19 protein-coding genes and 1 pseudogene are annotated in these 22,192 nt (G+C 46.0%); 10 read left to right on the top strand and 10 right to left on the bottom strand.

What is annotated here, in order from left to right; genetic code table 11:
• Position 1: 1 nt before the first annotated feature.
• Entirely contained in the window at positions 2 to 1,717 is a 1,716-nt protein-coding gene (locus tag VIS94_04860) for a sodium:solute symporter family protein (GenBank protein ID HEY9160398.1), read from the bottom strand.
• A 139-nt stretch (positions 1,718 to 1,856) separates the two neighbouring features.
• Between VIS94_04860 and VIS94_04855 the strand changes: the two genes are divergently transcribed.
• Entirely contained in the window at positions 1,857 to 3,554 is a 1,698-nt protein-coding gene (locus tag VIS94_04855) for a C45 family autoproteolytic acyltransferase/hydrolase (protein ID HEY9160397.1), read from the top strand.
• A 117-nt stretch (positions 3,555 to 3,671) separates the two neighbouring features.
• On the opposite strand, the gene VIS94_04850 is transcribed toward VIS94_04855, so the two are convergent.
• The 3 genes from VIS94_04850 to VIS94_04840 form a co-directional block, all read right to left on the bottom strand.
• Positions 3,672 to 4,766 carry a DUF3943 domain-containing protein gene (locus VIS94_04850; protein ID HEY9160396.1) on the bottom strand — a complete coding sequence of 365 codons (1,095 nt, stop codon included), beginning with the start codon at positions 4,764 to 4,766 and terminating at the stop codon, positions 3,672 to 3,674.
• Positions 4,767 to 4,908: 142 nt separating this feature from the next.
• Positions 4,909 to 7,077, bottom strand: coding sequence for an ATP-dependent RecD-like DNA helicase (locus VIS94_04845; GenBank protein ID HEY9160395.1), 2,169 nt, complete (start codon positions 7,075 to 7,077; stop codon positions 4,909 to 4,911).
• A 3-nt stretch (positions 7,078 to 7,080) separates the two neighbouring features.
• Positions 7,081 to 7,434, bottom strand: coding sequence for a hypothetical protein (locus tag VIS94_04840; protein ID HEY9160394.1), 354 nt, complete (start codon positions 7,432 to 7,434; stop codon positions 7,081 to 7,083).
• A gap of 186 nt (positions 7,435 to 7,620) precedes the next feature.
• On the opposite strand from VIS94_04840, the gene VIS94_04835 reads away from it, so the two are divergent.
• The 4 genes and pseudogenes from VIS94_04835 to VIS94_04820 all read left to right on the top strand — a co-directional run bounded on the left by VIS94_04835 (position 7,621) and on the right by VIS94_04820 (position 12,045).
• Positions 7,621 to 8,640 carry a tetratricopeptide repeat protein gene (locus VIS94_04835; protein ID HEY9160393.1) on the top strand — a complete coding sequence of 340 codons (1,020 nt, stop codon included), beginning with the start codon at positions 7,621 to 7,623 and terminating at the stop codon, positions 8,638 to 8,640.
• Between the two features lie 3 nt (positions 8,641 to 8,643).
• A pseudogene (locus VIS94_04830) lies at positions 8,644 to 9,225 on the top strand (ADP-ribosylation factor-like protein).
• Between the two features lie 359 nt (positions 9,226 to 9,584).
• Positions 9,585 to 11,072 (top strand): hypothetical protein, encoded by a 1,488-nt coding sequence (locus VIS94_04825; GenBank protein ID HEY9160392.1) that lies wholly within the window; start codon positions 9,585 to 9,587, stop codon positions 11,070 to 11,072.
• 1 nt (position 11,073) lies between these two features.
• Positions 11,074 to 12,045 carry a DUF4388 domain-containing protein gene (locus VIS94_04820; GenBank protein HEY9160391.1) on the top strand — a complete coding sequence of 324 codons (972 nt, stop codon included), beginning with the start codon at positions 11,074 to 11,076 and terminating at the stop codon, positions 12,043 to 12,045.
• On the opposite strand, the gene recJ is transcribed toward VIS94_04820, so the two are convergent.
• From recJ to VIS94_04800, 4 genes are all read right to left on the bottom strand, one after another.
• On the bottom strand, positions 11,993 to 13,678 hold the full coding sequence (gene recJ / locus VIS94_04815) for a single-stranded-DNA-specific exonuclease RecJ (GenBank protein HEY9160390.1): 1,686 nt from the start codon (positions 13,676 to 13,678) through the stop codon (positions 11,993 to 11,995). The two genes, VIS94_04820 and recJ, sit on opposite strands and share 53 nt — an antisense overlap.
• Positions 13,679 to 13,704: 26 nt before the next feature.
• Positions 13,705 to 14,046: a thioredoxin gene (gene trxA / locus VIS94_04810; protein HEY9160389.1), complete on the bottom strand. Its 342-nt coding sequence runs from the start codon at positions 14,044 to 14,046 to the stop codon at positions 13,705 to 13,707.
• An 18-nt stretch (positions 14,047 to 14,064) separates the two neighbouring features.
• Complete coding sequence (trxB, locus tag VIS94_04805; protein HEY9160388.1) at positions 14,065 to 15,027, bottom strand: thioredoxin-disulfide reductase; 963 nt, start codon at positions 15,025 to 15,027, stop codon at positions 14,065 to 14,067.
• Positions 15,028 to 15,183: 156 nt separating this feature from the next.
• Positions 15,184 to 15,780 carry a hypothetical protein gene (locus VIS94_04800; GenBank protein HEY9160387.1) on the bottom strand — a complete coding sequence of 199 codons (597 nt, stop codon included), beginning with the start codon at positions 15,778 to 15,780 and terminating at the stop codon, positions 15,184 to 15,186.
• Between the two features lie 115 nt (positions 15,781 to 15,895).
• Between VIS94_04800 and VIS94_04795 the strand changes: the two genes are divergently transcribed.
• Genes VIS94_04795 through VIS94_04785 form a run of 3 tightly spaced genes read left to right on the top strand, consistent with a single transcriptional unit; the run spans position 15,896 to position 17,238 of the window.
• Positions 15,896 to 16,306 (top strand): Hsp20/alpha crystallin family protein, encoded by a 411-nt coding sequence (locus tag VIS94_04795; protein ID HEY9160386.1) that lies wholly within the window; start codon positions 15,896 to 15,898, stop codon positions 16,304 to 16,306.
• A 16-nt stretch (positions 16,307 to 16,322) separates the two neighbouring features.
• The gene (locus VIS94_04790; protein HEY9160385.1) at positions 16,323 to 16,718 is read left to right on the top strand and encodes an Hsp20/alpha crystallin family protein; all 396 of its coding nucleotides are present in this window, start codon (positions 16,323 to 16,325) and stop codon (positions 16,716 to 16,718) included.
• A 31-nt stretch (positions 16,719 to 16,749) separates the two neighbouring features.
• The gene (locus VIS94_04785; GenBank protein HEY9160384.1) at positions 16,750 to 17,238 is read left to right on the top strand and encodes an Hsp20/alpha crystallin family protein; all 489 of its coding nucleotides are present in this window, start codon (positions 16,750 to 16,752) and stop codon (positions 17,236 to 17,238) included.
• 66 nt (positions 17,239 to 17,304) lie between these two features.
• Here VIS94_04785 and VIS94_04780 read toward each other — a convergent pair whose 3' ends face one another.
• Positions 17,305 to 17,442, bottom strand: a complete 138-nt coding sequence (locus VIS94_04780) for a hypothetical protein (protein HEY9160383.1) — start codon at positions 17,440 to 17,442, stop codon at positions 17,305 to 17,307.
• A 12-nt stretch (positions 17,443 to 17,454) separates the two neighbouring features.
• The gene (locus VIS94_04775; GenBank protein ID HEY9160382.1) at positions 17,455 to 18,957 is read right to left on the bottom strand and encodes an NAD(P)/FAD-dependent oxidoreductase; all 1,503 of its coding nucleotides are present in this window, start codon (positions 18,955 to 18,957) and stop codon (positions 17,455 to 17,457) included.
• 305 nt (positions 18,958 to 19,262) lie between these two features.
• On the opposite strand from VIS94_04775, the gene VIS94_04770 reads away from it, so the two are divergent.
• The gene (locus VIS94_04770; protein ID HEY9160381.1) at positions 19,263 to 20,507 is read left to right on the top strand and encodes a DNA double-strand break repair nuclease NurA; all 1,245 of its coding nucleotides are present in this window, start codon (positions 19,263 to 19,265) and stop codon (positions 20,505 to 20,507) included.
• Between the two features lie 14 nt (positions 20,508 to 20,521).
• Positions 20,522 to 22,192 (top strand): ATP-binding protein, encoded by a 1,671-nt coding sequence (locus tag VIS94_04765; GenBank protein HEY9160380.1) that lies wholly within the window; start codon positions 20,522 to 20,524, stop codon positions 22,190 to 22,192.

Here is a 22,192-nt window from a genome sequence, read left to right as displayed (position 1 = left end):
ATCACCAGAAGATTATATTGAGGGCCACTGCACAGCCGAGTACGATTATTCCCAGCAGCGCGGGCCTTCTGTACCAGGGTATGCCTTCCTCAACCACGCGGCCTGTAAGTGAATATACAAGCCCCTTCAGCTCATCGTCCGATTTCTTTCTCGTCGTAAGTAGCGATATTATCCCTGTCACGACAAAACAGGTGGTCCATGCATAAATGGCGGTCCAGAAGTTCTGCGCCATCTCGCTCGGGTAATGGTGCGCGATCACACCCAGCCATCCTCCGTGAATACCTGCCCTGAGAGCGTCCGCAGGAAGCGTGAGCCCGTGATGAATTGCAGCGGCAAGGGTTCCCGTCAGGAGGCCGAAAAATGCGCCATGGCCTGTCGTCCTCTTCCAGAACATGCCCAGCATGAATGTCGCGAACAAGGGCGCGTTCACGAATGCGAACACGAGCTGCAGCATGTCCATGATGTTGTTGAATCGCGTGGCAAGGTATGCGGTTCCGATGCTCAGAGCAATGCCTACTACCGTGGTGGCCCTGCCAACATTGAGATAGTGCGTATCAGGCTTCCCCGGGCGGATATAGCTCTGATATATGTCGTATGTGAACACCGTATTGAAGGCAGTGACATTACCCGCCATGCCCGACATGAATGATGCGATGAGCGCGGTCATGCCCAGGCCGAGAAGTCCAGTGGGAAAGTAGTGCGCCAGCATTACCGGTATCGTCATGTTGTAGTTGAGAGACCCGTCCAGCGCCTTGGGCAGAAAACCTCCGGGCAGGGTATATTGAAGCGAAATCGCTATCATGCCCGGAAGGATGACAAGTGCCGGATAAAGCATCTTGGGAAATGCTGCTATGATGGGCGTCTTGCGTGCGGCAGTCATGGAGTTTGCAGCCATCGCCCTCTGTATAACAAGGAAGTCGGTGCACCAGTACCCGAATGAAAGGACAAAACCCAGCCCCATGACCATGCCGAACCATTCCACACCCATGGGGTTCGCGGATGCCGATTGCATATGGCTCCATGAGTTTGTCCATGTGCCGGGCGCAAAGCCGTTGGCGGTTGCAACGCCATTTAGCTTAGCCACGAGCCCGCTCCAGCCGCCTACATCAATGAGTCCAAGAAAGACAAGCGGCAGAAAGCCCAGCACTATGAGGAAAAACTGAAGCACTTCGTTGTATATTGCAGAAGTGAGCCCGCCCAGGAATATATAGGCAAGGACTATTATCGCTGAGACGAATATGCTCATATTGAAGTTCCAGCCGAGCAGCAGCTCGAAAAGTGAGGCCAGCGCATACATGGATATTCCGGACGAAAACAGCGTCATGATGGCGAAGCTGAAAGCATTAAACCCCCGGGTCTTCTCGTCGTATCTCAGCTTCAGGTATTCAGGGACCGACCGAGCCTTTGACCCGTAATAGAAAGGCATCATGAATATCCCGACGAATACCATGGCAGGAATGGCGCCAACCCAGTAGAAATGGCTGGTCATGATCCCGTATTTTGCGCCTGAGGCAGCCATGCCGAGAAGTTCCTGGGCGCCCAGGTTGGCGGAAAGGAATGCGATACCCGTTATCCACGCAGGAATGGAACGGCCCGAAAGGAAGAAATCCTCGCTTGATTTCATGTTACGCTTGAGCATCCAGCCGATTCCCAGGACAAAGAGGAAATATACAACAAGCAGTATATAGTCAACCGCCCCCATTGCAATGGTATGCATATGTACCTCCTGGATTACTTAATTTTATTTGGTAATACTGTTCGGAATTATTTCTGATTTTTATAAAAAAAATTAGGCCTCTTGCTTTAAAGTCATACAAACTTATTAGAATTTACATGAATTGTTTTAGGAGGTCATCATGCAGACACGTATTTTTCTGGCTATCGCGGTTATATTGATTCTTTGTGCGGCAGGCTGTTCCTCATCCGACAGCGGCGATAACGGCGGTTCGGCCAGTTCCCTTTCTTCTTCCGTGATTGATTATCAATCGGTACTCGACGCTCAGGGCTACAAGATCATCGATTCGGTGACGACAGGGGATGACACCGGCTATCTTGCAGAGAACAAGGCCGGCAAAAAGTGTGTCGTCCTGAAAGGCAGCGCATTCAACATGGGCTATCAGTTTGGCAGACTCATGCCGGAAGCAACATACAGAATGACAACGGAATATCCTTTTAACATGGTTGCCGATTTTATCGGATTCAGCAAGGAATCGGCCCCCGGACTCTTTGACCTCATTTTCAAGACAGCCAATGCATTGTGCGAAGGTGCGGTTAAGGACAGGTCCATACCCTCATACCTTCTTGAGGAAATGAAAGGAATGGCGGCAGGTGCTACAGACGGCGGTTTCAAAGTCAAATATGAGGATGTGCTGCTCGTAAATGAGGGTATCGATGCACTTTACTCAATCATACTTTCAGGCATAGTACCTGCGCTTAATGAGGCTAACGTTATTTTAAAGAACAGTGAATCGGCAGGCCTTGTGAAAATCGAGGACGGCAGGGTATTTTTTCCAAAGGCAAATCTGAGCGCCATGGGATGCAACGGTTTTGTTGTATCAGGCAAAGCGACAGTGGGAGGCAATGTGTATCACGGCCGCGATTTCATGTTTCCGACAGGCGGATATTATCACAAACTCGCCCTGATGGCCGTTTACCTCCCTGATGACGGCTTGCCGTTCGTAACGCTCGCCGCGCCCGGATTTGTAGGTCTTACGACCGGTCTTAACGCCGAAGGCGTTTCCATGGGTGTTGACGTGGTTTTCGGCGCCGCAACAAGGGCGACCCCGGGGACAGGCTGCCTGCTGGTCGTAAGGGATATTATCCAGAACAGTGCAAGCCTGGATGACGCAGTCAGCCGTATGAAAAAGCTCAACAGGGGCGTATCATGGCTATATGTCCTTGCCGACGGAAACAGGAGTACGAAATACACAAACGGGATAGTTTGTGAGACAGGCATGAAGGAAGATATTGACGGCAACGAGTTCACCTATGCCCCGGATCTTTTCAAACCCTTGGAAAAGCTGCTCTATGCAGGCTTGATCAGGAAGCTCGAAAAGCTGCCGAAAGCCGAAGACGGTGTGATGGTACGTGATCAGAACTGGGTTTACCCTGAATCATTTGAAGGTGTTCAGAATTTCGACGGGCAGAAAGAAAACATCGATGACCTTGTAGTGGCCACAAACCATTACATAATCCCCAACATGGCCTTTACAACACTTACCCCGCTTATGCTTTTCATGGCAGGGGCGGAAAAGAAGACATCGAAAAGTGTTGAGCGCTATGACGATCTCCTGGGCAGGCTCACCGCTGATGGCGTTTACGGACATATAGACTATGATACCGCAAAAAACCTGATCGATTTCATGAACCCGAACAGGAACACCGGACAAAGCGATCCGTGGAACGGCTATTACAAAGTTGACGGCCAGGTTGGAGGCCATCACGACATATTTGACAATACAAATCTCACCATGGAATGCCTTTACGGTTATTATCACCCCGATGAACCGTGGGCGAAAATAGATCTCAAACCTTTTGCCGGAACAGACAGATGAGACCTGCTGACGTTATTATTTCCCGGACAAACAGGATCAGTTCCCTTTCAGGATGAATTACCGGATACAAGTGCTGAAATAATACCATACCCCAATGGTGTTGCCGGACCGGTATTGCTAGAAGTCACGATGAAAGGACATTCGCATCTGAGGGTTTATGGATACCGGGCCTATGACGTTCGGACTGTCTGCATAAGACGGCCCGATAAATGCGAAGGAACCGGTAATGATCCACTCATGGCCTGCCACACTGTTAATACCCTTGGCGATGCAGTTGACAGGGTCAAGCAGGAACACAGAGGTATATCCCAGCCACTTGCTACCCAGTATCCTGTAATCGTTGGATTTAATTGTGTTTTCCGTCCTATATGCCCACTCTCCATATAACCATCCCCCGACAGGTGTAACTATGAGGTCCTGTATCGAGGGTACCTCGGCAAATGCCTCAAAGCCGTATTCCCAGAAAAAGGTGGACATCAGAGCGGTGTAAACAAAGCTGTCCCACTGAGAGTATCCCGAGTTTCGCGCAATCTGGTAATAAACACCCCCATCGTACGGGTGTGCAATATAATTGAGGTACCATTCGTCATTGTCCCATACCGGCCCGCTTGATACGTTGTCCCACCATTTCTGAAGCATGGTCCCGGCTGTCACACCTTCCATGTCCCATTTGGATACACTTTCCGGCATGGCCCAGAGAATCCCTGCGGCGACAAGGCCCATTCCGAACATAAGGCCTGTTTGCGACTGAAGCCTTGCTAGGTCGGCATCTTCAGTCCTGAACAGAAAGCACTTGCGCCAGTGATTTGAAATCTTCGAGTACATCGCCATGGGTTCCACAGGTTCAGAATCGATTGAAGACAGGGACATTTTACTGAAAAAACTGGGTTCATCAGTGTCGAACGGTATATCCCGGGCAGGTTCAGAAGGTTTAAAAGTGAACCTCGGCATGTCCGTGCTTTTAAGAACATCCTGAAAACCTGTCCTGTTAAACAAACCGCCTTCGAACAGATTCATGCCTTTGCTCAAGTCGAGCGTTTGTGCCAGGATTGTATTCTGTGCATTGACAGATTCCGTGCAGCAGCCGAGAAAAACAGCTATAATAAGTAACCCGGTCATGATCCTGTTCAAACTCAACAGATGGCCTTTTCCATTGAGCGAATTGCCGGACTCAAAACGCAGCCTTGAAGGCCTCATTTTCTTCTGGACCATATAACCTTCTCCAATACTTTCTTAACTGGAAAACACTGATGCCAAAAAATCATCAAGTGATTAATTTTGCAGTCAGTTTGAAAACACACGAAATTGGGTTGTATTTCATATACCCGGTACCAGTCAAGCCATATCAAACGGTCTAAATCTTGAGCCTGTCTTTAAGAAGGCTCAATCTGACGGCTGTGTTGGCATTCTTAATCGCAAGCGCTACGGCCCTTGAACTGCCGACCACGGCCACATATTTCCTGCCTCTGGTTATCGCTGTATACAGGAGATTTCTCTGAAGCATCACATAGTGCTGGGTATGCATGGCTATTACCACGGCAGGGTACTCGCTGCCCTGGGCTTTATGGATGGAACATGCATAGGCAAGCGTGATGTCATCGAGATCAGCGGACATGAGAGGCACAATCCGGCCGTCGAAATCCGCTTCGATTTCACCGGTTTCGGTTTCGATTGCAGTAATCCTTCCTATATCCCCGTTGAATATTCCCAGATCATAATTATTGCGGACCTGCATGATTTTATCTCCCAGGCAGAACCTGTATCCGCCCCTGAAAATGCCTTCACCCGGAGGATTCAGAACTGCCTGAAGCATCAGGTTGAGGCTGAAAACCCCCAATACTCCCTTGTGCATGGGGGTCAGCACCTGTATGTCGTTTACGGGATCGAATCCGAACCTTGAGGGAATCTTTTCCGTTACAAGCGTTCTGATATCATTGAGAGCCTCTTCCGCATCCTCTATTTTTATAAACTCATAATCATTCCTGCCATAGCTTGAACTCGGATAAGGCATCTCGCCGTTGTTTACCCTGTGTGCGTTCACGACTATAAGGCTTTGCCGGGCCTGACGGAAAATCCTTGTCAGATGGATGGTCCTGATCCTATTTGATTCGATCAGGTCATTCAGTACATTTCCGGGACCAACCGAGGGAAGCTGGTCCGCATCACCCACAAGTATGAGTTTTGCCGGGGCGGGCAATGCCTTCATGATATGATAGAAAAGAACGATGTCCACCATCGAGACCTCATCCAGGATCAGGAGGTCGGTCTTGAGAGGCTTTTCCTGATTCCTTTCGAACTGCATGGTTGCAGGATTGAACTCGAGCAGACGATGGATTGTCTTTGAAGTCCTTCTCGTGGCCTCGAACATCCTCTTGGCGGCCCTGCCTGTCGGTGCTGCAAGCTGGATAGCGAGATTCTTTTTCTCAAGTATTTCTATTATAGCCCTTATTATAGTGGTCTTGCCTGTCCCCGGACCGCCTGTGATTATCATGATCTTTTCATTAACGGCAGCCGCAATCGCATCGCGCTGTTCAGGTGCAAGCTCCATTTTGTGACCCGCTTCAAACCATGCGACAGCCCTGGCAATATCGATGGGAAACTTCTTCTGTGGCTGTCCGATGAATGACTCTATAAGCCTTTTGACGCCTGTCTCGGAAACGAAAAGTGATTTCAGATAGGCGTAGCTATCACTGCTCCTCCTTTCAACTACAAGTTGCCCTTCCCTCACCAGATTATCAATGGCCTTCTTCAGCACATCCTGATTTATCTGCAGCTCTTCCTGCGCCATTTCAATAAGGGTGTTGACCCGGCAGCATACATTGCCTTTTTCAGAGAACTGTCCGAGCACATAAAGAACGCCCGCCATGGCCCTCTCGGGCGAATCATGTCCGATGCCCAGCTTTTCAGCAATCCTGTCTGCGGTCTTGAAGCCAATGCCCCAGACATCGGTGGCTATTCTGTATGGTTCCTCCCTGACCACCCTTATGGAATCATTTCCGTAATTTTTGTAAATCCTTGCAGCATAGGCAGGTGAGATGCCGAGTGATTGCAGAAATATCATGACCTCCTTGATGTCCCTGTGCCTGCGCCAGCCTTCAGTAATGCAGTTAAGCCTGTGTTCGCCGATCCCGTTGACCCGCATAAGGCTTTTGGGGTGATTTTCAATGACATCGATAACATTGATGCCGAAGGCCTTTACCATCCTTTTCGCCATTTCCTTGCCGATGCCGTGAATCATGCCCGAACCCAGGTACTTTTCTATCCCCGTCAATGTATCGGGCAGTATATTGATACATGTATCGAAATGAAATTCCGGGCCGTACTGCTTGTTCTGAACCCACCTTCCGCTCAGTTTGAGGCTTTCACCGGGCTGCACCGCGGTCAGTATGCCCACGGCGGTCACAGTCTTCCTCTTTTTTGCCGTAAGCCTTATTACACTCCATCCGCTCTCTTCATTATGGTAGACAAACCTCTCCAGCATTCCCTCGATATCATAAACGGGCTTATTGACTTCTTCGTTCATGTTTCAGAAAAGGGCCTCGGATGACCCCTTGTCCGTCATAAAGATAACCTGGGTGACGTTTTCGGAAAGTTTCAGGATATCGGCAATGCCAGCACGCCCTTCTCTTTCGACAGCCGATATTTCGGAGATACTTCTTCCATCTGCCTCATTTTCACTGACACCGGATTCAATAATATAACCCGGGACATATGCATATATGCACCCGCCGACACCGCAGCAGGAAGTATCAATCGAGCCAAGCCCGACATAATATAAAACTTTACGGTTTTTTATAAGAAGGGTCCCTTCTTTTACAAATGTATAATGTCCGCCTATGGCATTAACCTCTTCGAAAAGTACGGGATGGACATATCTCATTTGCAGCCATGTTAATGATTTTTACATGTTCATGCAAGCAGTTGATTTGATTCGGCAGACAACAATTTATCCGCCATATTATATAGATATAAAAGAATCCAAATATAAAATATTTCTAAAGTTTACGCTTTTCTTCACCGATTAACCCTAATACAGAGATGTTATTTATAAGAAAGGTGCAAAAAGATGGGTTTTTTTGATTCTCTTCTTGGAAAGAAGAAGCCTTCAAAGGAAATCGACGACTGTCAGGCGGCTCTCGAAAGCCGTCCTAACGATCCGAACCTGCTGAAGAAGCTCGGCGACTTGTATCTTAAAGCGAATGATACGACCAACGCCTCGGATATCTATATAAAGCTGGGGGACTTCTACAAGTCCAAAGGTTTTTATCCCAAATCGATCGCCCTCTACAAGCAGGCGGAGAAAATACATCCCAACTGGGAAAAGCCGCTGGAAAGACTGGCGGAACTCTACAAGGTTCAGGGGTTCCCCAGGGAAGCCGCCGCCCAGTATGTCAAGCTTTCCGAATATTATGAAAAGAAAGGCGACAGCGACAGGGCAATGGCATGCCTTCAGAGTGCAGCCGAAATCTCGCCGGCCCATGCCGATATGCTCAAGAAAGTCGAGACTTTTAATGTCAAGGAAGCAGCAATGAATGAACCCATGCCTGCCTCCAATGCACCGGAAATTAAACCAAAGGCCGATTTCTTCGACCTCAACAAGGAACTGGACAAGGAGATCGAAGAGCTCAACATAGATGAAAACACACAGGTCCAGGGAGACATCGATATCGGTACCGTCCTGAACGCAATCAAAGAAAATGCCCCGGATGAAAGCAAGGGTGATGCGCTTTTTCTTTACAACATGGGACTGGCCTACAGGGAGACAGGGCTTATCGACGAAGCAATCGAAGCCTTTCGGAAAGTTATAAATACCGGAGAAAAACTCTTTGATTCCTACGTGATGCTCGGCATCTGCTTAAGGGATGCCGGACGCTTTGAAGAATCCCTCAAATCGCTTCATGACGGCGGTATAATTGAAAATCTGACAATGTCGATGAAGATAGGTGTCCTTTACGAGGTGGCCCAGACATACAAAGCCATGGGTGATTCAAAGAAGGCTCTCGCGATATTCAAGGAAATCCATAAAGAGCGGCAGGATTTCAAGAATGTGGAAAGTGAAATCAAGAAACTGTCCGATGGAGGCTGATTTATGGCTGTAATCAATTACCTCAAGAAGGAGATCTCGGCTAAAATTGTTTATTACGGTCCATCGCTTTGCGGAAAAACAACCAATATCCAATCCATATACACAGGAATAAAGCCTGAGCAGAAAGGAAAGCTGGTATCTCTTGCAACTGAAGCCGACAGGACACTCTTTTTCGATTTCCTTCCAATAGAAATTGCAAATGTCAGAGGTTTCAAGACCAGGCTCCATTTCTATACGGTTCCCGGACAGGTTTATTACAATTCGACAAGAAGGGCTGTTCTGACAGGCGTCGACGGGCTAGTGTTCGTGGCGGACTCCCAGAGAGACAAGATGGAGGAGAATATCGAAAGCCTCAATAATCTTGAAGAGAACCTGAACTATTACGGAAAGAGCATTAAAACGTTACCGCTTGTCATTCAATACAACAAGAGAGACCTTCAGGACGTGATATCGGTTGCGGAAATGAACCAGATAATGAACCCCGATGGCTATCCTTCAACCGAGGCGGTGGCGACATCGGGCATAGGCGTTCTTGAAACGCTCACCCTGATTACAAAGATGGTGCTGCAGCATATTGAAAAAGGGGCAGGCCCGCAGCAGAAGAAATTTCAGTCAGGCTTCCAGGCTGTCCGGCCCTCAACCGCAGAACCGGATAAGGAACCCCCGGCAGCTCCAAAAGTTTCGCATGCCGGAGCCGAAGAAGGCGACACAGCCTCGGGCAGAGTGATCCCTGAAGACCTTGTCGACCTTGCGGCTGAAGAACCTGTTCAGGCATCTTCCGGATTCACCGGCGGGAGAATCAGGATTGTAAGTACAGGCACGCCGAGCATCATTTCCGCCAATGCATTCAATCTCCCCGTTAAAATAAAAATAGAAAATGACGATAAGATATATATCATGGATATGGCAATCAAACTGGATAAGATTGTACCGGAAGGTTGAACATGCCGCAGGGCCCTATTATATCAACTTTCAAGGCCCTGTCTTTCAGCGACCCGTCCTGGATTTTATGGCCCGATGCAGCAGCACTTTCAGGAAACCTGTATTTTCTATTTCTGACAAGTGCGGTGCTTATGTTCTTCCTCTTCGGATTATGCATAACCATAAAATATGCCTCATATCTTCTGAATGACTTCAAAACAATTTCAGACAGTAATGTGCCCGACATAGCGATAAAGCTGTGGTTTGCAATGATACTGTCTCTGCCTTTATTCCTGGATGCGGGACCTCTATGGTTCACGATATGGTGGGCGGTCATATTCAGCGGTTATATAAACAGGGCTGAAAAAAAGGTTATCGTCATCCTGTTCATGTTTTTCATGATTTCGGGCCTGCTTTCCGGCATCGGAGGAAAACTGATTACATATGCATCAACTCAGGCCGACAAAGAGATATTTCTTGTTGAAGAGAGCATGGAAAATCAGGATGACATCGCATATCTGTCAAACTGGGTGAACAAAAACAAGAACGACTCGGATCCGGCCAATGCACTGGCCATTTCGAAAATCAGGATCGGGGAATATGATGAAGCCATCGCGCTTTTGAGCCGCTGTATAGCAAATAGCCCCAATGATTCCATTTACTACAATACAATGGGCATTGTCCTCGCCGCGCAACAGAAAATAAATGAGGCTGTAACCGCATTTGATAATGCATCCAAGCTAGACCCAGGGGAAGTTGTCTATTATTTCAATCTGAGCAGGGCCTATCTTGATATCTTCAATCTGTTTGAAGCCGACAGGCAGGTTGAAAAAATGACGGCGATCGATCCGAGAGAGGCCAGCAGACTCCTTTCGCGGAACACATATCCGATGTACGTCTACAAGAAGACACCCCTTAAAGACATGTTCAGAAGACAGATGAGATCTTCAACCGAAGCTTCATTGGCGGCTGATGAACTCTGGAAATCGGCAATCGGTCTGCTGAAGCCTTCCTGGGCGCCATGGGCCGGTATAATAATGCTCGTCTGCTTTCTGTTCCTCGGATATATTCCCAGGGACAGATTTACTAAAAAATGTTCAAAATGCGGCAATCATTTCTACATGGGGGCCGTTACATCAAAGGGTTACCCCATATGCCTGCAGTGCAATCTGATTGAAACCCGGAGCAGGAAACAGCACAATATCGTTGTCCATCACAAGCTGCAGGAGATAAGAAATTTCGGTATTCTCAACAGACGTAAAACCACCAGATTCGAGATGATATTGCCCGGTCTTGGCTCGCTCATTGCAAACAGGACAATTAGGTCCCTGGTGATGCTGTTCATTTTCAGTTTCGGGATAATACTGGCAATATCAGGCGGAATGTTCATGTATTCATTCATGCCTTCAGGCTCTCATTATATCCTTTACTTCCGTTTGACCGGTATCGCGGCTTTAATATTACTGTACCTGATTGCCTTCAGATACCCACCTGTCAAGAAAGGAATATAAAATGGCACTGATCGGCACATTAAAGGGTTTTGGTATAACCGACATATTCCAGCTTATATCCCAGCAGATAAAAACAGGTCTCCTGGTCCTTACGTCCACAAAAGAGACCATAACAGTAGCTTTCAGGGACGGGATCATACAGGGTGTTTCTTCGGATAAATGGGAATTCGATCCGAGGATGGATATCCTTTTGAAAGCAAGATTTATAAATGAAAAAGAACTGAGAGATTCGATTGAAAACCAGAAAAGAAACAAGGGCGCCTGGTATGATTACCTTATTTCAAAGGGCATCATTAAAGAGAATATTTTAGATAAGGCTTCCATTATCATTTTCAGGAATACGATGCTGGATGTTTTCCAGTGGGAGGATGGAAATTACAGGTTTGAAGACCGTGATATAAACACAGAGAGCATGATGGCATGCAGCCTGCCTACAGAAGGGGTGGTGCTGGATACATTGAGGATCATAGACGAGCTCCCTATCATAAGACCCAAAACGCCACCTCTGGATTACTGCCCTATAGCCATAACACCCCTTACCCAGGAGATAAGCATAAGATATGATCTAAACAGTATCGATGTTGTCATATACAACCTGATTGACGGTGAAAAAACCGTACAGGACATAATAAATCAGTCGCTTGAACTGCCCTTTGAAGCGCTCGCTTCCATCGTAAAACTGATCGAAGCGGGAATCGTAGAGGTCTTCCCGAGAGGTTCGATGGATAAACGGGACAAGACTATTGCAAAGGAGGAGGCCATCCGCAGGATAAAAGTGGCTGCCGTTTATTTGAGCCTCCTGATTTGCATCATACTGCTCATCATTTTAGGAAAGCCGAGGCTTCTTGAAAATCCGCTTGAAATAGGCCCGGTAGTATCCTCACAGATTAAGGAACAGAAATCGCTTGCCGAAAGGATCGCTAAGCAGGTGAAAGCGCCTTCAAAGCCAGATAAAGATAACTATGACCGTTAATGCGTCTCTGCACCGGCGAAAAAGCAATATCGAGTTTTTTTGACAGGCTGTTTCCATTGCCGTTTACCGTGTACCCGAGCGTATGAAATACCCTGCCTGAATGCTGAAGCATGAACTTTACCTGTGAACCTTCAAGCTTCTTGGAACTGAGCACCTCCATGCCCGACATCATGAAGACCGGTTCGGGATTGCCGTCCCCGTATGGAGAAAGCATCTCAAGCTCCTTAAGAAGCCCCGGGGTTATATCTGAAGGTGATATTCTCATATCGACTTCGATTTTCGATTCAGAGGGCCTTATTTTGGATACTACTGCCTCGAGCGAGCCTGCGAAATGAATTATCTTGTCTGCGTCGATGGTAAGGCCAACCGCCATCTTATGACCGCCGCACCCGAGCAGTAGATGGGAGCATTCATTAATGGCGGCATGAAGATCGACGCCTTCAACCGATCTTCCTGAACCTTTGCCAATATTGTCAATGATGGAAATCACCACCGCGGGTCTCTGATAGCGCTCTGAAAGCCTGGACGCCACGATGCCCACAACACCGGTATGCCAGCTTGTCCCTGCAACAACGATAACCTTTGGAAGATGAGGCCTGACTTCAACCATTGATATGGCTTCTTTCAGAACCTTCTGCTCCTCGGACTGCCTTCTCTGGTTTAATAGGTGCAGTTCGGATGCAATCCGGTTCGCAGTAACCTCATCATCGGTTGTGAGAAGTTCGAATGCCTTCCTTGCGTCCGAAATCCTGCCGGCCGCATTGATACGGGGGCCGAGTATATACCCGAGGTCATGGGCATAAACCTCACGGTTGATTCCGGAGACCTTCGCCAGAGCGGCTATCCCTGCGCGTTCATGGGAATTCAGCACCACAAGACCCTCTTTTATCAATATGCGGTTGACACCCGAGAGCGATACCACATCAGCTACTGTAGCCATTGCGACAAGATCGAGGTCTTCACGCAAATTCGGCAGATTTTCAAAACCCATTTTTCTGAGATGGGCCCTGAGCGCGATTATCAGGTGAAACACAACACCTGCCCCGCAAAGGTCTTCACCATAGAACGGGCAGCTTTCCTGTTTCGGATTTATTATGCTCAATGCCTCTGGCAATATTCCTTCGGGTTCATGGTGATCGGTTACAATAACATCTATGCCCAGCTTCTTTGCATAATTAACCTCGGCAGATGAGTTAATGCCGCAGTCAGAAGTTATGATAAGCGTTGCACCCTGGCCATGAAGGATGTCTATCCCCCTGATATTAAGCCCGTAACCGTCAATGGTCCTGTCGGGAATAAATACTATCGGCGCCGGAATGCCCAGCTTTATGAAAAATCTGTGAAGAAGTGCGGCGCTACATACGCCATCGACATCATAATCAGTAAAAACCCCGATTTTTTCCTTATTGATGATGGCGCTGGCCAATCTCTCGCAGGCGATTTCGATCCCTGACATTGAAACGGGATCTTTCATATCGTTCAGTTTCGGAGATATGAACCTCATAGCATCATCATAAGTTCTTATTCCCCTCATTTTCAAAAGGGATGTAAAGACCGGCGAAAAATCGAGTCCGGGGATGGCATTGTCTTCAACTCTTCCCCTGATTCGCCATGATGATGAATGAGTGATCATATGTTCCTTTTTCGAATAATTGAAACCTATCTGTATTTATTTATCTCGTTTATGAGCATTCCTTCCGGCATGGCCCCGACAATGTCGCCCATCTTTGCGCCGTCTTTAAAAACGATCAGGTTAGGTATCGTGCGGATCCCGTATTTTCCGGCAGTTGCCGGATTAGTATCGACGTCGAGCTTACCGAATACGATATCACCCTGATGTTTCTTTGCAAGGCTTTCAATGATCGGGCCGAGCATCCGGCACGGACCGCACCATTGAGCCCAGCAGTCTACAACCAGAAAGGGATATTTTTTAATCGTTTCATCAATGTTCGAATCCGTTAAAACAAGCGGGGTATCTGGCATTTCATTTGTACTGTCCATACCTTCCTCCAAAAAAGTTTATTTCTTTCTTCCCTCATAGGCGGTTCCATGAATATCTTCAACGTAGTGCTGGGCCGAAAAAGCGGCCGTTGCGCCGTCCCCGCATGCAGTTACAACCTGTCTGAGCAGTTTTTTATTGCAGTCACCGCATGAAAAGATGCCGGGAGCGGTTGTCCTCATGTCGCCGTCAACTATAATATAACCGTTTGCATCAAGTTCCGCTATGCCTTTGAGCAGCTGTGTGTTCGGAATAAGGCCGGTAAATATGAACACGCCATCCGTACGGAGATTCTTATTTGTCCCGGTTTTCTTGTTTTTGAGAACAATGCCTTCTACAAGTTTGTCCCCGTAAACAGATTCGACGATAGAATCGAGTTCAAACACTATTTTTTCATTTGCCATGGCCCTTTCCCTCAGTACGGCTGTCGCCCTGAGGCTGTCCCTGCGGTGGACAAGTGTAACCTTCGATGCAAATTTTGTCAGGAAAATAGCCTCCTGGACTGCGGTATCACCTCCGCCGACAACGACGACCTCCCTGTCCCGGTAAAAAGGTCCGTCGCAGGTTGCACAGTATGAAACGCCTTTCCCTGTAAATTCCACCTCTCCCGGGCAGCCGAGTTTTGCATGGTTCGCCCCTGTTGCAAATATGACTGCATGGGCAAAATAGTCTTCATCCGCAATGACCTTCCAGACAGGATAACCGTCAACGGATTCCCGGACAATTCCGCTCACATCACCGAAAGCCGATTTCAAACCGCAGTTAACAGCCTGTTGTCTGAACTTTTCAACGATATCAAACCCTCCTATGCCTTCGGGAAACCCGGGATAGTTTTCCACCCAGTCGGTTATGGTTATAAGGCTTGGAGAAAATGTGCTTTCTATAAGGATGACATCCATGCTGGCCCTTGCCGCATATATGCCAGCTGTAAGCCCTGCCGGTCCCCCGCCGATAATGATCATGTCATGTATACTTTTCTCCACTGATAAGGACCTCTCTGAATTTTTTTAAAAGAATCATAAAACCCTGACTCATTATTTAATAAAGGTCTCATGCTTAATAATCAAGGCTTTATTAAGATGGATTTCTCAAGATGGATATAAGGATGCGGCACATGTGCCGCATCCTGAATTTTTGTTCTAAAGAGCAGGAGGCCCGACAGGTGCCGGGGCTTCGACTGCAATCATGACCGCAACGCTTATGTTGAGGATTACATCGTCGCCTGCTTTGATATTCCTGAATTTGCCCACACTTTTATCAAACGGGAATGTCTTGGTTTCGCCGCTCACCGTACTGATCGTAATCGTTCCTTTATCCATGTCGATTGATGTTACCCTTGCCACCACTTCGAATGTGTCTGTAAGGGTCATGCTCGGCTTTTCACCCCTTGCAGCCACGCTCACCGATTTGCTGACTGTCGCATCTGGGTTTTCATCAGATTTTCTTACAGCAACTGCAACTGACTCGATCACGGATGATTTGACGATGTCTCCCACTTTTATCTGGTCAAAGTTCTTTACATTATCGCCCAGCACATAGCTCTGTACGCTTCCGTCTTCCCTTTTAAGCGTAACAACCCTTTTTGCAGTGTCGATATTCACTACGGTTGCCGTATGAGTTATCTGTTCAACAACAACCGCTCCCGGTTTTGATGTGGTTGCACAACCCGAAAAAACAAACACGAGAAGTATCGCCAGTCCAAAAGAAACCCTTGAAATCAGTTTTAATTCTTTCATTTAAATGCCTCCTGAAATTTTATTTTCCGGCATACTACTACATCCGTGTATCTCTTGAAATCGATAAATTACGACCCTAAATATATCCCAGAAAAAAATCACGGAGGTGTAGAAGATGTTTACAATACTAAATCCATTTAGAGAATTTCAGGATTTTGATCAGGATATGGGAAGGATTTTCTCAAGAGGAAGACAGGCCTACCCTCCTGTCAATGTTTATGTGACGGGAGACGATGTAGTCGTAACTTCTGAAGTTCCCGGGATTGAAGCAAGCCAGATCGACCTTACCGTCGCGGGGGACATGCTTACTCTTAAGGCGGAGAAAAAACCCGTTGACCTGAAGGAAGGAGAGAAATGGCACAGAAACGAACGCGCATACGGAAGCTTCAACAGAACCGTAAAGCTGCCATACAATGTTGACAGCAGTAAAATCGAAGCACTGTATGACAAGGGAATACTCAAGCTGACGCTGCCCAGGGCGGAATCGGACAAACCCAGAAAAATAAATGTAAGGACAACCGAATAAACGGAGGTGAATGAGTATGGCTGAAGAAATAACTGCAAAAACCGAAACGAAAACGGCAGGTGCGGAAAGGACCAAAGATTCGCGTACATACATGCCCAGGGTGGATATCTATGAAACGAACGATAGCCTCTACCTTCTGGCCGATATGCCCGGCACTGACGAATCCAGGGTAAATATAACATTGGAGAAGGACATTCTGACGATTGAGGCAGGCGTCGATGAAAGCATCTACGGCCAGAGGAAGGCGACATATATCGAATACGGAATCGGCGATTATTACAGGCAGTTCACCCTTAGCGACGAGATCGACAGGGAAAAGATCGAGGCCAGCATGAAGGATGGCGTCCTTAAGGTCGTTCTCCCGAAGGCCGAACCTGTCAAGACAAGAAAAATCGCCATACAGGCAGGCTAAGAAATATCTTTAAGAAAAGGAGGTAAAAATCATGAGATATCTGTCACCATTTAGATTCGGAAGATCAGGCAATTTGGCAAAAACCGGAGAGAACCCGGCGGTAACCTTCCAGAGGGCGCTCAACAACCTCTTTGACGATTTCTTCAGCGGCTTCGAGGTCACACCGTTTGACGAAAAATTCGGAGCGTTCAACCCGAAAATCGACATGACTGAAGACGAGAAAGAGATCAAGGTTACGGCCGAACTACCCGGACTCGAGGAAAAAGACATCGAGGTCAACCTTTCCAAGGACATCCTCACCATTAAAGGAGAGAAGACCCAGGAAAAGGAAGAAAAAGGAAAGGAAACCTACTATTCCGAAAGGAGCTACGGCAGCTTCAGCAGGACGATCCAGATACCTTCCGAAGTCGAGCACGACAAGATCGACGCGACATTCAAAAAAGGCGTCCTCAACATCACGCTGCCCAAGGTCGCAAAGCCTGTAGAGCAGCAGAAAAAAATCCAGATAAAATCGGCGTAGGCCGCCGCATAGCTTCAGTGGAATTTTAACCGAGGGCCGGGATATCGCCCCGGCCCGCATGGATTTTCAGACAAAATATCTTGGAATAATATAAGGAACCTGCCTTATCAGGTCTTTGTAAAATCTCTTCTTGGAATCAGAAAGTCTTGACCAGCAGACGAAGCCGGCAGCCAGAACCGCAATAGAAAGCAGTTTGCATTTCATATTTCACCTCGCTCAGTTTTCATATTTTTCAATAAGGTCTGCGGCTATCATACCTGAAGCTATAACCGTTGGAACGCCGCCTCCGGGATGTGTGGATGCACCTGTCAGATAAAGACCTTTTATGTTCTTCGACTTCGCAGCAGGTCTGAACACCATGGAGGACATCAGGTCCTGCCTGAGCGCATATATGGCTCCTTCGGGTGATAAGAGCCTTCTCTCGAAATCCCTGGGTGTTGAAAAGCTGGCCACCTTTATGTGCTCTTCAAGACCCGGGATGCACTTCTTCTCCATGAATCTTATTACGCGGTCCATTATCTCGGGCTTTGCCTCGTCCCAGTCCTTGCCCTGAAGCTTATACGGGCCGGGCGAAAGCGTGAGCACGATAATGTTGCAGCCTTTGGGTGCGAGCCCGGGGTCGGTCTTGGACGTATAGCTTATTATCGCATACTGCTCGGTCGGGAAGAGTCCCTTCAGATAGTAATCGTTCCAGAACTTGTTGGTTTCAGCGACAGGCAGCGTGATTATCGTATGGTGGCTGTCGAGCGGCGGCTCATAATCCACGCCAAGATATATCATGGGTGTGGCCATTGCATATCGATAGCTTTTCACGCCCACCTGGGCCAGCCACGGCAGATGCTCAAGGCCGATCAGGTCGGTATAGAGCTGCCTGGCGTTGATGTTGGAGACTATGAGCCTGGCGGTAATCTCAGTCCCGTCACCAAGCTGGACACCCACCGCACGACCGTTCTTTACAATCACTTTCTTTACAAGTGTATTAAGCCTCAGCTCCATGCCGAGCCTCTGTCCGCATTTTACGAGCGCCTCGGGTATGCCCTTCATCCCGCCTTTCGTATAGTAGACCCCTTCATGTTCTGAATAGGGGATCATGGCGCTGTGGCCCGGGCCGAGTTCGGGCGGAAGCCCGAAGAAATAGCTCTGGTATGCGATCGATTCCATAATCTTGTCGCTCTTGAAGAACTTCTCCAGAACCGACTGATAGTTCGTGGCAAACAGCGGGAAAAACTTGAGCAGTGCTGGCGTCCTTACGAACATCATGGCCATGTCTGTCAGCGTGTTGCCGGGTGAGAGGAAGAAGCCCTTGAACGCCGCATCGAGGAATGCCTTCATGTAGTCGGCGTATCTCCTCCAGCCGTCTTCATCTTCGGGGCTGATCGTTCCGATCAGTTTTGCGGTCTCTTCGCTGGACAGGGGATATGTGATCTTGGTCCCGTCCTTCAGTATGACCGTGTATATGGGATCGCATTTTATCATTTCCGTTTCCTTGAAGACGGAAGTTCCAAGCCTCTCGAAGCACCAGTTGATCACTTCCACGTCCTCGAGAATGGATGCACCGAGGTCGAAACTGAAACCTTCCTGCTCGAACGTGGAGCAGCATCCGCCCACAAGGGAACTCTGCTCAAGCACAAGCGTCTTACATCCCTTTTTTGCAAGCAGCGCCCCTGCACTGAGCCCGCCGCATCCTGCGCCGATGACAATCACATCATAGTCACTCATAAATTCTCCTTTCTGATATCCTATTTTGTGGCAGGTGGTATTACCAAATGACTCAAGCAATTTACCCTTCTCAAGGCCTTAAGTCAAATGTTCGTTGCTGAAAATCTTGTGAAATTGAAGTTTGGATTTTAATATTGAGGGTGAGTAGTATTTGGAGAACCAAAATGCCCACAATATAAAATTTATTAATAATGAATCGAAATATAATATCGAATATTAAGATAATATGGTACTATTTTAAATTATTATATTTGATTTTTCATATTTGTCTCAACAAATAACTATGATTAAAAAGGTAATTAATCATGTCACGAAAAGAAATTCCAGATAATGCAATAGAAGCGGTTGCAAAACATATAAACAGTAGAAGCAATAAAAATTACAACATCAATCCCATAGGCGTTGAAGATAATATTGAAACGCCACAAATATTTGAAATTACCCCATTCAACGAGATCGACAATACAGATAGAAGCTTTTATGCAATTGATGGAAGTTTCAATAGTGAACAGTTTTATAATGGTTTGGCTATTGTTATGTATACTGCTGGATATATCTGCTACCAATATGGTAAGCAAGTTCGTATGAATTCGCTTGATGATCCTATAATCCTGGGACAAGCATATTATCCTGAAAATATACTTGTAACCAGCCAAGATCATCTTTGTGCAATATATGATGAATTGCTAAACATAAAGCCGGTTAAACGATTACTCGAATTTTGGGCAGAAAAACCAGGAGATACCCCTGAAAATATTTTTGCATATGACAAAGAAAAGATTTGCGTTAACTTATCGACACTCCTTTCATTTTGTCAGGAAATTCTTGAAATCTCTCTTATCCTTGAAGTCGCAGAACTCAACCATACAAAACCAGGTGATTTTATACTCCGAGATGGAACACTTCGTCCGCTTCAAATTAAACAAGAATATTTGGTTCGGTTGGGAAAATATCTTCATGAAAAAGGAATTAAGACCATTTCTATAACAAAACAATCTCCTATAAAGATGGAGCTATCTTATACATTCAAACAGATAGATGACTACCTTCAAGACCAGCTTAAATATAAATATCCATTTACTGAGAAAGATCCAAAGAGAAAAAAACTGTGTTGCTGGTTTGAAGTGCCAACACCAGTCTTAAAAGCTTCATACCAAGGTGAGATGTTTGTTAAAAAAGGAATACATGGCGGACGTGGTTTCGGTCTATTTGTAGCTGCTCGTTTAGATTATGTTGAAAAACTTCAAAATTTTGACTGGGTCATAATTGATGTAAATATCTTTGACGCAATTCCTGGAATTGAAGGTTCTGTATTGGATCGCGACAAAACAGAGCTTGCATTGATATTCAAAGAGCTGACACGACTGACTCAAGAACATTACATTTTAGGATATCCTTACCCCTTAGCTGAAGTCCACAACTTCATCTCTCTTAAAAAAAACTTCAAAGAAGAAATTATTAATAGATTGAAATATTCACTGTATAAAGATCAAAGAATGGATCATATTGATATTGAAAACTTATTCTTAGACACACATGACAGATTCTAAATAGGAGGCAAAACTTGAGTAAGCAAGCTGATTTTGGTGTTCTGTATGGCCAGAAGACCACGGAAGATGCTTTACTTATTTACTCTTCTTATGAAGATGCCAAAGCTAGTCCCCAAACAGGTGATTTTATTGTCTTGACACCCAAAGACGAAGGAAGCACTAAATTCCTCGCTCGCGTTGAGGCTGAAATTTATGATGAAGATCCCATTTTTAAATCTCAAGACAAAACGCTAATTGCCGTTCATTATGCCCGAATTGCTGAAAGGGAACTTTCTGAACGTGATAAACAAAAGATGTTCAGTTATACTTATAAAGTTAGAATTCTTGGAACTTACACTGATACTGGAACATCAATAAACTTTACAACAGCTGTTCGTAAATTACCTACAGTTTCATATATTGCAAGGCATTTGAACAAACGTGAAATAGAGTCAATCCTGAACAAGGCAAATGAAAATGGTGCGCCAATAGGGCACCTTTGCATAGGGGAAAATGTATTCAAAGATAAAGGGCATATACTGTTCAAGATAGATAAATTACGTAACAAAAGAACTATGATATTTGCACAATCTGGTTTCGGTAAAACAAATTTGGTTAAAGTACTCCTACGCAATATGACAGAAGATACCCATTACGGAAAGCTTATCTTTGATTTAAATGGTGAATATTTCCTGAGGGGTCTGTCAACATATGGGCTTGGGGATATTGATGACCCGGCCATAAGAAACAATGTTGTTGTTTATACAGATAAGGAACTTCCGAATGAGTACAAAAACAATAAACGTTTTATATTTGGTGGCAAAGTACTATTGAACATGCATAACAACCTCACAGTTGGGGATATCCTGAATTTTGGAGCGGGTTTTTCCGAAGTTATGAAATCATTTTTGTTATATTTGGATGAAGAAGGTGTTGGCGATTTTATAAAAAATATCGACCAGTATGTTTCAAACCCAGGAAGACTTCATACAGATTTTGCCGACTTTTTTGGTGAAGTAAAACTTGACAGTAAAGGTATGCCTAAAGAGGATGTTAGTGCCAGGAAAACCATCATGGCCATTAGAAAACGAATTAGACACCTCATTGATGAAGGCAAAGGTATACATTCAAATTCTTCAGACCTTGTAGAAAAAGTCTTTGAATATTTAAAACAGGGGAAAACCATTATTATTGATTTATCACTTAAAGACAATATGGATGCGAGCATAATTTCTACAATATTTGTTCGCAAACTGTTTGATAATAACAAGGAAAATTTCACATCTGACAACCCTGAAAAGGTTATCAATACAGTTATTTTTGTTGAAGAAGCACAGAATGTATTATCTGAGGAATTTGTCAAATCTAATGCAAATCCGTTTGTCAGAGTAGCAAAAGAAGGTAGAAAGTTTGGATTAGGTGTGGTTGCCATTACCCAGCGTCCATCAGCGATCTCCGAAGAAATAAGAACACAAGCAGAGAACTTCTTTACTTTTCATATGGGAAATTCAGATGATATTCGAGCTTTGATTAAGTCGAATATAAACTACGATGGAGTAATTGCAAATTTTATCCAACGAGAAACAATTCCTGGAAACCTTTACATGGTATCTTCCGATCAAGCTTTTGCTTTGCCTGTAAGAGTCACCGAATTCGAAAAGCTTATTGAGAACATAGTTTACAAAGAATCCAAGTTCGTTAAGTAG

This window comes from Desulfomonilia bacterium, assembly GCA_036567785.1.
In the GTDB taxonomy this organism is placed as follows: domain Bacteria; phylum Desulfobacterota; class Desulfomonilia; order UBA1062; family UBA1062; genus DATCTV01.
Note: the sequence above shows the minus strand (reverse complement) of the source record. Positions and strands in the feature narration are given on the sequence as shown.

Excerpts from the sequence above, each read along its gene's own strand:
- VIS94_04860 (HEY9160398.1), bottom strand. The coding sequence starts at position 1,717 with ATGCATACCATTGCAATGGGGGCGGTTGACTATATACTGCTTGTTGTA.
- VIS94_04855 (HEY9160397.1), top strand. The coding sequence starts at position 1,857 with ATGCAGACACGTATTTTTCTGGCTATCGCGGTTATATTGATTCTTTGT.
- VIS94_04850 (HEY9160396.1), bottom strand. The coding sequence starts at position 4,766 with ATGGTCCAGAAGAAAATGAGGCCTTCAAGGCTGCGTTTTGAGTCCGGC.
- VIS94_04845 (HEY9160395.1), bottom strand. The coding sequence starts at position 7,077 with ATGAACGAAGAAGTCAATAAGCCCGTTTATGATATCGAGGGAATGCTG.
- VIS94_04840 (HEY9160394.1), bottom strand. The coding sequence starts at position 7,434 with ATGAGATATGTCCATCCCGTACTTTTCGAAGAGGTTAATGCCATAGGC.
- VIS94_04835 (HEY9160393.1), top strand. The coding sequence starts at position 7,621 with ATGGGTTTTTTTGATTCTCTTCTTGGAAAGAAGAAGCCTTCAAAGGAA.
- VIS94_04825 (HEY9160392.1), top strand. The coding sequence starts at position 9,585 with ATGCCGCAGGGCCCTATTATATCAACTTTCAAGGCCCTGTCTTTCAGC.
- VIS94_04820 (HEY9160391.1), top strand. The coding sequence starts at position 11,074 with ATGGCACTGATCGGCACATTAAAGGGTTTTGGTATAACCGACATATTC.
- recJ (HEY9160390.1), bottom strand. The coding sequence starts at position 13,678 with ATGATCACTCATTCATCATCATGGCGAATCAGGGGAAGAGTTGAAGAC.
- trxA (HEY9160389.1), bottom strand. The coding sequence starts at position 14,046 with ATGGACAGTACAAATGAAATGCCAGATACCCCGCTTGTTTTAACGGAT.
- VIS94_04800 (HEY9160387.1), bottom strand. The coding sequence starts at position 15,780 with ATGAAAGAATTAAAACTGATTTCAAGGGTTTCTTTTGGACTGGCGATA.
- VIS94_04795 (HEY9160386.1), top strand. The coding sequence starts at position 15,896 with ATGTTTACAATACTAAATCCATTTAGAGAATTTCAGGATTTTGATCAG.
- VIS94_04790 (HEY9160385.1), top strand. The coding sequence starts at position 16,323 with ATGGCTGAAGAAATAACTGCAAAAACCGAAACGAAAACGGCAGGTGCG.
- VIS94_04785 (HEY9160384.1), top strand. The coding sequence starts at position 16,750 with ATGAGATATCTGTCACCATTTAGATTCGGAAGATCAGGCAATTTGGCA.
- VIS94_04780 (HEY9160383.1), bottom strand. The coding sequence starts at position 17,442 with ATGAAATGCAAACTGCTTTCTATTGCGGTTCTGGCTGCCGGCTTCGTC.
- VIS94_04775 (HEY9160382.1), bottom strand. The coding sequence starts at position 18,957 with ATGAGTGACTATGATGTGATTGTCATCGGCGCAGGATGCGGCGGGCTC.
- VIS94_04770 (HEY9160381.1), top strand. The coding sequence starts at position 19,263 with ATGTCACGAAAAGAAATTCCAGATAATGCAATAGAAGCGGTTGCAAAA.